The sequence below is a fragment of the Paenibacillus sp. FSL R10-2796 genome (assembly GCF_037965315.1).
In the GTDB taxonomy this organism is placed as follows: Bacteria; Bacillota; Bacilli; order Paenibacillales; family Paenibacillaceae; genus Paenibacillus_AQ; species Paenibacillus_AQ odorifer.
In genome coordinates this window covers 2,503,403-2,516,841 of sequence record NZ_CP150178.1, presented here as the reverse complement: position 1 = coordinate 2,516,841, position 13,439 = coordinate 2,503,403, and the positions used below count along the sequence as shown (strand labels likewise).

The 13,439-nt window shown below is 47.0% G+C and carries 12 protein-coding genes; 2 read left to right on the top strand and 10 right to left on the bottom strand.

The annotated features are described in order from the left end of the window. Positions 1-13: 13 nt before the first annotated feature. The 9 genes from NST58_RS11160 to hemE form a co-directional block, all read right to left on the bottom strand. Entirely contained in the window at positions 14-1,948 is a 1,935-nt protein-coding gene (locus tag NST58_RS11160; protein ID WP_339247764.1) for an ABC-F family ATP-binding cassette domain-containing protein, read from the bottom strand. Between the two features lie 87 nt (positions 1,949-2,035). Next, on the bottom strand, positions 2,036-2,605 hold the full coding sequence (locus tag NST58_RS11155) for a TetR/AcrR family transcriptional regulator (RefSeq protein WP_036689257.1): 570 nt from the start codon (positions 2,603-2,605) through the stop codon (positions 2,036-2,038). A 44-nt stretch (positions 2,606-2,649) separates the two neighbouring features. Continuing rightward, entirely contained in the window at positions 2,650-3,453 is an 804-nt protein-coding gene (locus NST58_RS11150) for a DUF92 domain-containing protein (protein WP_036689254.1), read from the bottom strand. Positions 3,454-3,475: 22 nt separating this feature from the next. Further along, positions 3,476-4,099, bottom strand: coding sequence for a fumarylacetoacetate hydrolase family protein (locus NST58_RS11145; RefSeq protein WP_076301226.1), 624 nt, complete (start codon positions 4,097-4,099; stop codon positions 3,476-3,478). A 36-nt stretch (positions 4,100-4,135) separates the two neighbouring features. Continuing rightward, a complete protein-coding gene (locus NST58_RS11140) occupies positions 4,136-4,870 on the bottom strand; it encodes a glycerophosphodiester phosphodiesterase family protein (protein ID WP_235219576.1) in 735 nt (244 codons plus the stop codon). 18 nt (positions 4,871-4,888) lie between these two features. Then, the gene (locus NST58_RS11135; protein WP_076125103.1) at positions 4,889-6,286 is read right to left on the bottom strand and encodes a CapA family protein; all 1,398 of its coding nucleotides are present in this window, start codon (positions 6,284-6,286) and stop codon (positions 4,889-4,891) included. Between the two features lie 162 nt (positions 6,287-6,448). Beyond that, complete coding sequence (gene hemG / locus NST58_RS11130; RefSeq protein WP_339247759.1) at positions 6,449-7,873, bottom strand: protoporphyrinogen oxidase; 1,425 nt, start codon at positions 7,871-7,873, stop codon at positions 6,449-6,451. Further along, positions 7,870-8,826: a ferrochelatase gene (gene hemH, locus NST58_RS11125; protein WP_339247758.1), complete on the bottom strand. Its 957-nt coding sequence runs from the start codon at positions 8,824-8,826 to the stop codon at positions 7,870-7,872. The genes hemG and hemH overlap by 4 nt, the downstream gene beginning before the upstream one ends. A gap of 54 nt (positions 8,827-8,880) precedes the next feature. Then, on the bottom strand, positions 8,881-9,942 hold the full coding sequence (gene hemE / locus NST58_RS11120) for a uroporphyrinogen decarboxylase (RefSeq protein ID WP_339247755.1): 1,062 nt from the start codon (positions 9,940-9,942) through the stop codon (positions 8,881-8,883). A gap of 231 nt (positions 9,943-10,173) precedes the next feature. Between hemE and NST58_RS11115 the strand changes: the two genes are divergently transcribed. Further along, the gene (locus NST58_RS11115; protein ID WP_038569803.1) at positions 10,174-11,394 is read left to right on the top strand and encodes an MFS transporter; all 1,221 of its coding nucleotides are present in this window, start codon (positions 10,174-10,176) and stop codon (positions 11,392-11,394) included. Positions 11,395-11,398: 4 nt separating this feature from the next. Here the strand turns inward: NST58_RS11115 and NST58_RS11110 are convergent, their stop codons facing one another. After that, the gene (locus tag NST58_RS11110; RefSeq protein WP_076191324.1) at positions 11,399-12,028 is read right to left on the bottom strand and encodes an O-methyltransferase; all 630 of its coding nucleotides are present in this window, start codon (positions 12,026-12,028) and stop codon (positions 11,399-11,401) included. 202 nt (positions 12,029-12,230) lie between these two features. On the opposite strand from NST58_RS11110, the gene NST58_RS11105 reads away from it, so the two are divergent. Then, positions 12,231-13,370 (top strand): class I SAM-dependent RNA methyltransferase, encoded by a 1,140-nt coding sequence (locus NST58_RS11105; RefSeq protein ID WP_036689227.1) that lies wholly within the window; start codon positions 12,231-12,233, stop codon positions 13,368-13,370. Positions 13,371-13,439 lie beyond the last annotated feature (69 nt).

Sequence of the window (13,439 nt, the reverse complement as noted above, 5' to 3'; positions counted from 1 at the left end):
CCATCCAACGGGTTTAAGCCTTACCAGCGATTTTCTCCGCAAGCTCGTTCAGATAGGTCCAGCGTTCCATAAGACGCTCCAGCTCTGCTTCGGCTAGGCGTTGCTCCTCTACTAGCTCCTGCAGCCTTCCAGAGTCAGCAAAAGCCGCCTCCATCTGTACACTAATATCCGTCAAACGTTGCTCTGCAAGCTCAATTTGCTCATCAATGCCCTCATATTCACGCTGTTCCTTGAAGCTGAATTTGAGTTTTGTTTTGGGAGTCGTTGAAGCTGCAGGGTTGCTGGCAGTGTCCGCGGCCTCTTTTTGCTTTGAGCTTCCTTCTTTGTTCGGTTCTCCATTGCGTGACGGTACATTTTTGGCCAGCCATTCTTCATATTCCGTATAATCGCCAACGTGAATCCGGATATCGCCATTTTCAAAAGCAATCAGCTTATCTATCGTGCGGTCCAAGAAATAGCGGTCATGGGATACGGTAAAGACGACACCCGGAAATTCATCCAGATAATCTTCCAAAACAGCCAATGTGCCGATATCCAAATCGTTCGTAGGTTCATCCAAAAGCAATACGTTAGGCGCTCCCATCAATACACGAAGCAGATACAAGCGTCTTTTTTCGCCCCCGGACAGCTTGGAGATCGGTGTCCATTGCATCGCAGGAGGGAACAAGAAGCGTTCCAGCATTTGACCAGCCGTAATCACACTGCCGTCTGCTGTCCGTATCACTTCTGCTTCTTCCTTCACGTATTCAATGGCACGCATACTGTCATCCATATCCTGATGCTCTTGTGTAAAGTAACCAAGCTTAACCGTAGCGCCAAGCTGAACTTCACCTTTATCGGGTTGCAGCTGACCTGCAATCATATTTAAGAGTGTTGATTTGCCGCTGCCGTTCGGGCCGACGATGCCCACTCTATCCTGGGGTACAGCGATATAGCTGAGATCTTTGATTAGCTGACGACCATCCAACGCTTTCGACAGGTCATTAATTTCAATGATCTTGCGACCTAAACGTGTAGAAGCCACAGAGATATCCAATGAACCGTTCGAGCTGCTTCCCGTACTCTCTTTCAGCTTCTCGAAGCGGTCGATTCTTGCCTTCTGTTTTGTTGAACGGGCTTTGGCACCGCGACGAATCCAAGCCAGCTCTGTACGCAACAGATTCTTACGCTTCTGTTCGGCAGAGGCTTCTCGTTCTTCTCGATCGGCTTTAAGCTCTAGAAACCGTGAATAGTTAGCTTCATAACGATAAAGCTGGCCACCATCCAGCTCTAGCATGACACTAGCCACACGCTCCAGGAAGTAACGATCATGCGTCACCATCAAAAGAGCGCCGCGCCGTTTCTGCAAATATTGCTCCAACCAAGCCACGGAATCCGTATCAATATGGTTGGTAGGCTCATCAAGAATCAGCAGTTCAGAGGGGGTAATCAGTGCAGCTGCCAGAGCCACACGTTTACGTTGTCCACCAGAAAGTGTGTCCATTAACGCATCAAACTTTAAGATGCCTAGCTTGGTAAGCACGCTTTTGGCTTCACTCTCCAAATGCCATGTTCCCGCAGCGTCGATCGCCTGCCCAATCTTTACTAGTTTTCCCTCCAGTTCAGCATTACCAGGCTGCTGTTCAAGCTGGGACATAGTCTCCATATACTCACGCATGGTAGCAAGGTCTGGATCATCCCCGGCGAACACTTGCTGCAAAACTGTATTCATAGGATCATAAGGAGGATTCTGCGCCAAATATTGTACTCTTACATTATTCCCGATGGCAATTTGTCCACCATCCGGAGTATCCAGACCGGCAATAATCCGTAAAAAGGTTGATTTACCCGTTCCATTCACACCGATCAAGCCAATTTTATCCCGATCGTCCATACCAAATGAAGCGTCGCTAAAGAGTACTTTCTCGCCATAACTCTTGGAAAGATGTTCCACGGTCATAATATTCATGCTATTTCCTCGCTTGCCTTATATTTTCATAAAACCGGCCCGCATCTAACCAATGCTATTTATCCGGTCTATCATCCTATCCAAAATTCAGGTGATCATGGCCCCTCTAATAAAAAGACCAGCAGCGAAATCAGCGCGTTTATACGCGTCCTCCTCCGTAAAAGACGGATCAAATAAAATATCCATCTTCAAACGATCCAGCATCCCTATGTAGGACTGTGCCATAAGCTCAGGCTCGGATGCTCCACCTTCTAATAATACCTTGACCACATCTTGCATGTACTGCTCCATAAATTGAGTCATATACGCCACTAATTCAGGATTATTGTTAGGGGCACGGAAAAAGAGCTTCGTATGCCGCTTGCGTTCATAATAATAATTCAGGTGATGTTTAGCAATGATCGACAGTTTACCGGCCAAAGTATCACTAGCCTTCAGCCTTTCCTGTAATTGCAGGAGAAATCCCTCACAATCGCGGCGAGTCACTGCCATGAATAATTCTTCCTTGCTCTTGAAGTATAAATAAACGGTGCCCTTTGCTATCCCGGCTTGCTCCGCCACTTCCGACATCTTCGTTTCGTAAAATCCACCTGAACCGAAGAGCTCGTATGCGGCATCCAGAATAGCAGTATGTTTTTGATTGGATGTGCTACTCATCGGTCCCTCCCTAAACTGTGCCGTTCAAAGCTTAAATTCAAATGCTAAATGATCATGCTCAGCAGTAAGGCTGCCGCACCTCCTAGGATAGAGCTGATGGCATTGACTGCGTCATTGCTCATCCACTTCCAGCCTCTTGCGTGTACAGCTGGAGCCCCACAATGCTGTGAGCCTTCCACTTCGCGGCCGCATACAGTACAGCGGTTCATCTGCTGCACGGTTGCACCAAGGATAGAGTCGGCAAAGGCGCCGACTAATCCTCCGGCAAGTCCTGCTAGGGTAAGCAGCACGAAAGAGTGATCCGGCATGCCGGATATCATACGCAGCAGCCAAGCTGACGCACCGATGAGTGCGCCTCCTGCTGCCGCCGCCAGCGTACCCAAGCTGGATACACCACCCGAAGCTCCGGCAGGAAGAACTTTACCCGTAAGGACAGAACGAGGCGGTTTCTTGCTCAGTGTTCCGATCTCCGTAGCCCATGTATCCGAGGTTACTGTAGCCATTACACCAATAAATAGGAACCCCCACAGCTCATGCGGGAAGATCGCATTCAGAAGAACCAGAACCATGCCAAGTCCACCGTTAGCAAAGACCTGCCCGGCATCGCGGCGGCCCGTCTTAGCATACGTCAGCTCTAATTCTGCTTTATTATCATGATGAAGTTTGGACAGCAGGCTTGAAGTGATGAAGAAGATCAGCAATATCCCAAACCAAAAAGCATTTCCGGCACCAAAATAAATAGTGCCCATCACTACCGCGGCAATCATGCCAGAGAGACTTAAAGACTGCTTCCAATATGCCGCTCCCGCAACAATCAAAGCGCCTAAAGCGCCAATAACCCACTGCATAGATTCATCTCCAACAGATCTATTAACCGATCAGGCAAGTCCCCATCAGCTTGTCGCCCCAGTACAGCTCGAAAGCGTCGCCAGCTACAGTAGGACCCACGCCTGCCGGAGTACCTGTAAATATCACATCGTCTTTCCCTAACCCGTAGCGCTCCGCGATAAAATCAACAATTTTTTGAAGTGAAAAAATCATGTTTTTAACATTGCCGCGTTGTACTTCCACCCCATTTTTCACCACTGTAAAATCAGTTCCCTCCAGCTCTTCCTTATCTGGAAACGCTATGTAAGGGGTGAGTGGTGCGGCATTTTTAAAGCCTTTAGCTGGCGTCCACGGCAAACCTTTCTTCTGCAGATCATTATGCACATCACGCAGCGTGAAATCCAGTCCCAGTGCCATAACATCTACCAGATCCTCCACGCTCATGCCTGGTGTATAATCACGTGCAATACGCAGTACAAGTTCACCTTCATAATGAATCTGACCCGCATCCTTTGGCAGCTTAATTACTGTTTTATCGAGGGAAACAGCCGCATGTGAGGGCTTCATGAAGATGAGCGGCTCCACGGGCACATTGTTACCCAATTCCTCCGCGTGTAGCTTGTAGTTGCGTCCAACACAATATAGATTATTAACAGCAGCGCACATAAACAGTCAGCTCTCTTTCCCATCGATTTGGATTATTTATACCTTCAGAAAGGTGTCGCCCCATATATCCGGGCGGTTTGTACAGATCATTATATCAGAATGCATGTCGGCTAAGCGACGCATCTCTTTCGCTTTGTTCACAGTCCAAGCCATAATTTCCACCCCACGCTCGGACAAAAGCTTAGCCAGTCTAGGATTCAGACGCGAGAAGCTAATCGAAAGTAAAGAGCAATCCAGTTCATGCAGCCTGCGTGCAGGATTGCCAAATCTGGAATCAAAGATCAATCCGGTACGAAAACGGGGATCAATTTCCTTGACTTTTTTTAATGCTCCAGTATCAAAAGAGGTCAAGATCACGTCGTCCCGCATACCTTTTGCAGAAATAAGATCCGTCACCGTCTTCTCAATGCCAGGATACATATCTCCCACTGTTTTCAGTTCAATATTCAGACGCAATCTTCCAGAGGCTAGTGACAGCACCTCTTCCAAAGAAGGCACCCGCTCGCCCTGAAAAACACGCCCTTTCCAGCTTCCCGCATCCAGACGCCGGATATATTCCCAGTCCATGTTCTTTACCTTGCCATGACCATTGGTCGTCCGGTCCAACGTATAATCATGAATGACAACAGGAACGCCGTCTTTGGAGAGCTGGACATCAATTTCCATCCAGTGCACATAGGGCATGGCAATCGCCATCCGAATGGCTGCCAATGTATTCTCTGGAGCTTTACCGGAAAACCCTCGATGGGCTACACACAAATTGTTCATCATAAGGACCTCCCAGGAACCCTATTTGGTAACTTGAGTGACTTTACCGTCGCTGCCGATCTTTACCCGTCCTGCGGATAGAGCTTCTACTCTTTTTAACAAAAGCTTTCCATCCACTTCGTTCATTGGCACAGGCTGTGCTAGCTCGGCTTTCATAGGCTTCAGCTTTAAGGAGCATTGACCTTTTACACTACATTCCGCCTGAAAAACCGCAGTTTCCCAAGTGGCAGGCACTGTAGATCTCGTAAAAATAAAATTCCCGGTGCTGTAGGCAATCCATTTGCCCTTGTATGGCTCCACGCCTTGCAACACATGTGGATGGCCGCCAATGACAAGATCGGCTCCTGCATCGATAAAGCTATGGCCCAGCGACTGTTGCGTTTTATCATATTGTTCTACCCGTTCTTTACCCCAATGGACCACTACGACCACCAAATCGGCTTTCTTTTTGGCTGCAGCAATAGCCTTCAGTCCTTCTGCACTATCATATACGGAGGCAAGTCCCGGCTTATTTTTCCCTGCCATCCAATCCGACGCAGGAATCACCCGGGTGAATCCCAGCAAAGCGATCTTAATGCCCTTACGTTCAAAATATTGCGCCGAATATGCTTCTTTACTGTTAAGCCCCGCACCCACATAAGGAATTCCTCTTTCAGCAAGGTGGTTAAGGGTATCCCGCAAGCCTTGCTCTCCTTGATCAAGCGTGTGATTATTCGCCATATTTACTGCGTCCACACCCGCTGACTTAAGCGCATCCAGAGCGAGTGGTGATCCTTTGAATACAAATTGCTTATTAGTGGCACTTACGCCACCTGTGGTCACTGGAGTTTCCAGATTCAAGATCGTAAGATCATCTTTCTTGAACAGACCCTCCAATGCGGCATACGAATAATCATAACCTTTCTTCTCCAGCAGTTCTCCAGCTTTCCCGGAAAATATAACATCTCCACCAAAATTCAAAGTTACCGTCTTACCAGACGCGTTATCATCTGACGGCAGACCAGACACTGCATCATTATTTGCTGCTTCCGAGCTGTCCTCATCCTTCGCAGGGGTCGCTGTCGCTTCAGGAGCTTGTGTTTCAATGATCTCTTCGGGCTCCTCCTGCGGTGTAGGCGTTGGCTCTGGAGTTGCCGTAGGAGAAGGGCTTGGCGTCTCTGTAGCTTCAGGCGTTGCAACTGCAACCACCGGAGGTGCTGTCTGAGGCTGATCACTACTCTCTGGTATAGGCGTAGCTGTCGCTTCTGCTACCGGAGGCGGTGAGGCGCTTTTCTTGTCAGGGTCATTCGTAAAGCTATAAGTCAATAACACGGTAATCATCAAAAGAAGACCTGCATTGATCCAAGCCCAGGCCGTTCTGCGCTTGCGTTTGCTCTTATGTTTGTTCTTTTGTCTAGAACGCGATCGCGGCGGATACATGGTTTCTGTGATCTCCTCTACTCTCAAATTGTTTTTATTATAGCATATCTATCACAGCACCCTACAAATAAGAGAGTCGATAGAAATAGAAAATTTTACTAACTAAAGAAAAACAGTGAAGCGCCTCATGCTTCGCTTCACTGTTTTATTTAGTCATCGTACTCACATTTCATTCATTAGCTGTTTAGCAACGCTTTCCGCAATAAGCTTGGACTGCTTGATGCAATCCGGCATTGCTATGCCATTAAATCCGGCGCCAATGACATACACACCAGGAAGCGAAGCCGCTAATTCTTTGCGGAATTCGGTAATATTATCAAGATGTCCTATAGGATACTGCGGCATGGAATGCTCTAAGCGGGTGATTTCCGTAAATATTGGTTTCGCAGTAATGCCCATGATCTCTCGTAAATCTTTAAGCACAAGCTCCGTCAAAGCCTCATCAGGCAGCTGAACATTCTGTTCATCACCAGAACGACCCACATAACAGCGCAAAAGCACCTTATCATCAGGAGCCGTATGCGGCCATTTCGTAGATGTCCATGTGCAGGCAGTAATATTTCGCCCTTCTTTACGAGGCACAAAAAAACCTGATCCATCATATTCGTTAACAATATCCTTTTTGTTAAAAGCCATGACTAGATTCGCTACTGAAACATAATCCACCGCTTCCAGCGCCGTAACCTCCATATGGGGACGAAGTAAGTCAGCAGCCGAAAAATTAGGCGTAGTGATATATACATCATCCGCAAGCAACCGTTCGCCATTCTCCAGCTCTACCTCATAAATAGAAGGACTCCCAACAGCCTGAATAGAAACTACGTTAGATTCCGTCCGTTGTTCAACATCATGCAGCTCATAAATCAGACTATGCACGAGACTTTGCAGCCCTTTGCGGAACGTCAAGAAGGTACTCTGTGTAGTACCTTCCTGTGCCTTTTTATTCTTTCGCCCTGTGCGCATTCCACGAATAAGGCTGCCATACTGTTGTTCTAATTGTCCAAATTGCGGAAAAGTAGCATGCAGGCTAATTTTTTGTATATCTCCGGCGTACATGCCAGAGAGGAGTGGCTCGGTTAAGTTCTCCAGCACTTCAGACCCTAGACGGCGCTCAATAAGCTCACCAAGCGATTCGTCTTCATCATTACGCCGCGGAGGAAGAATAAAATCCATCATCGCACGTATTTTGCCCCCAAACGAAACTAACCCACTTGATAAAAAAGGTTTCAGTTCGGTAGGGATACCGAGTACAAGACCGTTTGGCAAAGGATTAAGCTTGTCCCGCTGCAAGATATATCGCTTCTTAGCAAGAGGGTTGGAGGATACCAGCTCGTGATCCAATTCCAATTCCTTAGCCAGCTCGCACATCTCCGCCCTTTCCGCCAGAAATGAATCCGGTCCCTTTTCAATCACAAAACCATCGCGATGTAAGGTTTCAATCTTTCCACCGAGGTTTTTCTCTTTCTCAAGTAAGACAATATCAGGCTTAATACCCGCTTCTTTATAAAATTTACGAATATAAAAGGCGGCGCTGAGTCCGCTCAGCCCTCCGCCTATGATAACAATTTTTCTTGTGGGGCCAATCATGATTGAGCGGCCTTCATCTGCTCCAGTCGTTTACGAATTACATCGCTCAATACAGACATATATGCGGGATCACTATTCAGTGAGTCAATCCGCATAAGACGCATATCAAGCTCTGCAGCTACGGCTGTTGCCTCAATATCGAGATCGTACAGTACCTCTAAATGATCGGATACGAATCCGATAGGGGCCACCAATACGTATTCCACCTGTTCTTTACTAAGCTGTTGCAGCGTGTCCAGAATATCTGGACCAAGCCACGGTTCAGCTGTGCGGCCAGCACTTTGCCAAGTAAACTGCCAGTTGGTTACGCCTGCTTGAGCTGCAATTGCCTGCGAAGTTTCCAGCAGCTGATCCCGATATGGATCACCCATAGCCAGAATACGTTCTGGAAGACTATGAGCGCTGAATAATACGCGAATCTCATCACGGGTCGCACCTGCTTCAATATATTGATCCAGCTTCGCCGACACTCTTTGGCTTAACACATCGATCAATTCAGGATGCATATGGTAACTCTCCACAAAACCCATGTCAATCTTGCATGCATCAGCCTTTTCCTGCGCACGCTTGATGTAGCTCCCTACACTCATACTGGAATAGTGTGGCGCCAAAACAATACCCACTGCTTGAGTAATGCCATCCTTCGCCATAGCCTCCACGCCGTCCTCAATAAAGGGACTGGCATGCTTCAAGCCTTGATAGCAGACAAATTCAACATCTGCTCCCGCTTTATCCGCATTTAATGCTGCTTGTAAAGCTTCTACTTGCCGGTCTGTATTCTCCCGCAGTGGGAATACCCCCCCGACGATTGCTTCATAACGGTCGGTTAACTCTTTAAGCTGCTCCGCTGTTGGCGGATTCCCCCGTCTAATATGCGTGTAATAAGCTTTAACATCTACTAGGCTCTTAGGAGTGCCATACGACATGACGAGAACACCTATTTTTACTGTCACGGATTCCGTCCCCTTTACAATTTAATAGCGTGGAACATATAAATTCTTATATTTTTACGAACGTTGCTTAGCCGTTTCTTGTAATACTTCCTGAGAATAAGCGTGAATATACTCCGTCAATTCTCTAAGTTTGTCTAATGAGGCCTCCGGGAATAATCCATGGCCCAGATTGAAGATATAACCTGGCTCAAGCACCCCTTCATCGATCAGTGCTTTCGCGCGTTCTTTCAAGAGGTCCATCGGAGCTGTAAGCAAATATGGATCAAGATTTCCTTGAATCGCAAATTTATTGCCTATTCTGCGTCGGCCTTCAGTCAAGCTAACTCGCCAATCCAGCCCGATTACGTCTGCTTGAAGCTTCGTAAGGCTTGGCAGCAATTCTCCAGAGCTTACGCCAGGAAAGTATATTTTAGGTACATCAAGATCAGATAATTCGGAAAAAATACGAGAAACCGTCGGCAGCACGTACGTTTCAAAATCGCGTGGAGCAAGCGCACCAACCCAACTGTCGAACAATTGGAAGGCTTTGCCTCCACTCCGCACATGACTTCGGAGGTAAGTGATAATCATATCGCCCAGCTTGTCCATCAGCATTTCCCAGACACGGGGTTCACTGTACATTAGCTCTTTCGTACGGATATATCCTTTGGAAGGTCTACCTTCGATCAAATAGCTGGCAATTGTAAACGGCGCGCCTGCAAAAGTGATCAAAGGAATGTCCAGTTCCTTATCCAGAATAGCAATCGTTTCCAAAATGTGGCTCAGATCACCCTCCACATCAATGGGTTTTAGTCTCTCCACATCAGCTGCACTACGGATCGGATTCTCAATCACTGGACCGATATCCTTAACGATATCGAATTTCACTCCGATTGAAGCAACTGGATTCATAATGTCGGAATACAAAATGGCCGCATCCACACCCAGCTTGCGAACGGGCATCATGGTTACTTCTGCCGCCAGCTCAGGCTGCTTGCAGATTTCAAGCAACGAATACTTTTCCTTAATTTTACGGTACTCGGGATCATAACGGCCGGCCTGCCGCATGTACCATACGGGAACGTGCTCCGTGTCCTGCTTTCTGCAGGCGCGGATAAAAGTGTCATTGTAGGTCATGATAAGATCTCCATTATATTTTATTAGATTTTTTTAATCGGCATATCTACTATTATGCCCTTTTTAAAAGCTTGTAACAACTAATACGAAGAGTTTGGAATGACAATCCTATGACATTACTATGACATGTGTTGCACACATGAAGCTGCAAAAAATGATATACTGATAAAATGGCATTTTTTCCGTGAATCATATATTCTCTGAAATTCTTTGAAAGGATGTGAAAGCACTATGAAGAAATGGGAGACCTGGAAGGTCAACCTCTTAGTGCTTTGGTTCGGGCAATTTTTGGTGAATGCTGGAATGACAATGATTACACCCTTCCTGACCTTGTACCTTGCGAAGGATCTTGGTGTCCAGGGTGAACATGAAATTGGAATCTGGGCGGGACTTATTTTTGCCGCAAACTTCTTAACCTCTTTCATATTCCAGCCATTATGGGGCAAGCTTGCAGACAAATATGGACGTAAAATCATGTTGCTGCGTTCCAGCTTTGGCATGGCTATTGTCATGGTATTAATGGGCTTCGCACAATCCCCTTTACAGCTGCTCCTGCTCCGTCTCTTAAACGGTACAATCTCTGGCTTCAATCCCGCCTCCATCGCACTGGTGTCAGGTACTACCCCCAAAGAACGTATGGGCTTCTCCATGGGATTGATGCAATCAGGATCTGTAGCAGGGACAATTCTAGGGCCACTGATTGGTGGCTTACTTGCCGATTTAATCGGATTTCGGCCGATTTTTTATGTCGTTGGAGCCTTGCTCTTTATCGCCTCTCTGCTGGCATTATTTCTTGTTAAAGAAAAATTCGACCGCGCCGAAGCCGCACAAGAGCCACAGGTTTCTGTACTCGCAGGCTTGAAGGAATTAATCAAAATCCCTCAGCTTCCAGCTCTATTCGGTGTAACCTTTCTGCTGCAATTTGCAATGATTAGTCCTATGGCCTTGTTGCCACTTTATGTAGAAAAATTAAATGGACCCGCTGAGAATATAGCTTTCTTGGCCGGGATGGTCAGTGCCGTTACAGGGATCTCCAATATGCTGGCTTCTCCCTTGCTTGGGAAGCTAAGTGACAAAGTCGGCGCACATCGTATTCTGACCTATGCGTTAATTGGCGCTTCACTCTTCCTAATTCCGCAGGCATTCGTAACTAGTGTCTGGCAGCTGATTATAGTCCGTTTCCTAATGGGAGTCTTCATGGGCGGACTGTTGCCCAGCGTTAATGCGCTTATCCGCTCCTATACCCCTGACGGAAAAGAAAGCCGCGCATTCGGCTTCAACAGCAGTACATTGGCGCTAGGCAATATGCTGGGAGCTATCTTGGGCGGCTTTCTATCAGGTTACATCGGAATTGAGGGGCTTTTCATTATATCCGGCTGCTTGCTGCTGGTTAATACGATTTGGGTTCGATTGAAGCTGTACAAAGTAACAACACCGCGGTTATTTCGCTAATCAGCTATTTGACCATCGCTAGTGCCAGTCCATCATAGGCAGGCAGACATGTACTGATAAGACGTTCATCCGTAGCGATCATCTCATTGAAGTGGCGCACAGCCAGGATGGCAGGACCATTTCTATCTGTATTTAAGGTCCGTCCACGGAGAAAAATATTATCACCCGCAATGATCGCTCCTGGATTGGCCAGCTTGATGGCATATTCCAAGTAGTTAGTGTAGTTCAACTTATCTGCGTCAATGAAAAAGAAATCGAACCTAGCGCCCTCTGCTTCCAGTGCCTTCAGGCTGTCCATTGCGGGTCCTATTCTATACTCCGTAGTATCCCCGAAGCCTGCCAGCTCTAAATTACGGCGGGCAAGCTCGGCATAGTCGGCTCTCAGCTCTAGCGAAGTCAGTGTGCCACTTTCAGAGAAACCGCGGGACAAGCAAATTCCGCTGTAACCGCCAAGTGCGCCAATTTCCAAAATACGCTTAGAGCGAGACAGTCTAACTAGCATGGTGAGCAGTCTTCCGTACCCCGGCTCGACAGACACCGGCGGCATGCCTGCTTGAACGATTGCTTCTTTTACTCGAAGCAGAATTTCGTCCTCTGTATAAAGTTGTTCACTGTATTCTTCTTGCGTAAGCATAAAGATTCTCCTTTGAGGATCCCCCGTTTGCTCATAGTAAGGGATGACGGGGAACATTTTATGATTTATGGAATGCCGGGCATTGTGAAGTGTCCCACATTCCCCTATACTTGTATGGATGCTTTAAAGGACGACAATGTCGTCTCTTCTTATTGTACTGGCTTTTTGTATTTATCTACAAGTTAAACGGAGTTGAGAGTATTTGAGCAAATTACAATTAATCGCTACTGCCCCTATGGGTTTAGAAGCTGTGGTAGCGCGCGAATTAAACGAACTGGGTTATGAGACCAAGGTCGAGAACGGACGAGTATTATTCAGCGGTGATTACATCGATATCTGTCGCTGTAACTTGTGGCTGCGTACATCTGACCGCGTATTGGTTAAAATGGGCCAATTCCCTGCTAAAACCTTTGACGAGTTATTCGAAGGGGTTAAAGCCTTGCCTTGGGAAGATTGGATTCCAGAGAATGGAGAATTCCCGGTTGAAGGACGGTCCCATAAATCACAACTAACGAGTGTACCCGCTTGCCAAGGGATTGTCAAAAAAGCTATTGTTGAGAAGCTGAAGCTTTCGTATCATACAGACTGGTTCCCGGAGAACGGTCCTCGATATGTGATCGAAGTGATTTTATTAAATGACATCGCTTTGATCACATTAGATACCACAGGACCCGCGCTTCACAAACGGGGTTACCGCAGACATGCAACAGAGGCTCCACTGAAGGAAACAATGGCTGCTGCACTAATCCAGCTTAGCCGCTGGAATGGCCATCGGCCCCTGTTCGATCCATGTTGTGGTTCGGGAACACTGTTAATTGAAGCTGCCATGATCGCTTGGAATATTGCTCCAGGACTACGCCGCTCATTTCCATCTGAACATTGGCCAGTCATCCCCAAACATCTTTGGGAAGAGGCGCGCGAAGAAGCTTTCGATGCGGTGCGCGATGATTATCCTTTGCAATTAACAGGTACGGACATTGATCCAGAAGCGATTGAAATTGCTGAAGCTGCCGCCAAGAGTGCTGGACTGTCCGGAGAAATTACCTTCAAAGTGATGGCTGCCGCCAAAGCAAGACCTGAAGGAGAATATGGTTGTATCATTACTAACCCTCCATATGGGGAACGGATCAGTAATGACAAAGAAGTGGAAAAGCTGACCCGCCAGTTTGGTGAAATGATGATATATCTGCCAACATGGTCATTTTTTGCGATCAGCCCTTACAAGGAATTCGAACAATTTTACGGTCGTAAGGCAGACAAACGCCGCAAACTGTATAACGGACGTATCGAGTGTCAATATTATCAATACTTGGGTCCACTTCCACCTAGAAATCCGAAATAATTAGGATCACCATTGTTTTGAATGCAGAACGGACATCTACCTCGTATGAGGAGGATGTCCGTTTTTCTC

Coding starts and splice junctions, on each gene's coding strand:
- NST58_RS11135 (WP_076125103.1), bottom strand. CDS start 6,286: ATGTATCCGCCGCGATCGCGTTCTAGACAAAAGAACAAACATAAGAGC.
- hemE (WP_339247755.1), bottom strand. CDS start 9,942: ATGACCTACAATGACACTTTTATCCGCGCCTGCAGAAAGCAGGACACG.
- NST58_RS11145 (WP_076301226.1), bottom strand. CDS start 4,099: ATGTGCGCTGCTGTTAATAATCTATATTGTGTTGGACGCAACTACAAG.
- NST58_RS11155 (WP_036689257.1), bottom strand. CDS start 2,605: ATGAGTAGCACATCCAATCAAAAACATACTGCTATTCTGGATGCCGCA.
- NST58_RS11115 (WP_038569803.1), top strand. CDS start 10,174: ATGAAGAAATGGGAGACCTGGAAGGTCAACCTCTTAGTGCTTTGGTTC.
- NST58_RS11150 (WP_036689254.1), bottom strand. CDS start 3,453: ATGCAGTGGGTTATTGGCGCTTTAGGCGCTTTGATTGTTGCGGGAGCG.
- NST58_RS11160 (WP_339247764.1), bottom strand. CDS start 1,948: ATGAATATTATGACCGTGGAACATCTTTCCAAGAGTTATGGCGAGAAA.
- NST58_RS11110 (WP_076191324.1), bottom strand. CDS start 12,028: ATGCTTACGCAAGAAGAATACAGTGAACAACTTTATACAGAGGACGAA.
- NST58_RS11140 (WP_235219576.1), bottom strand. CDS start 4,870: ATGATGAACAATTTGTGTGTAGCCCATCGAGGGTTTTCCGGTAAAGCT.
- hemG (WP_339247759.1), bottom strand. CDS start 7,873: ATGATTGGCCCCACAAGAAAAATTGTTATCATAGGCGGAGGGCTGAGC.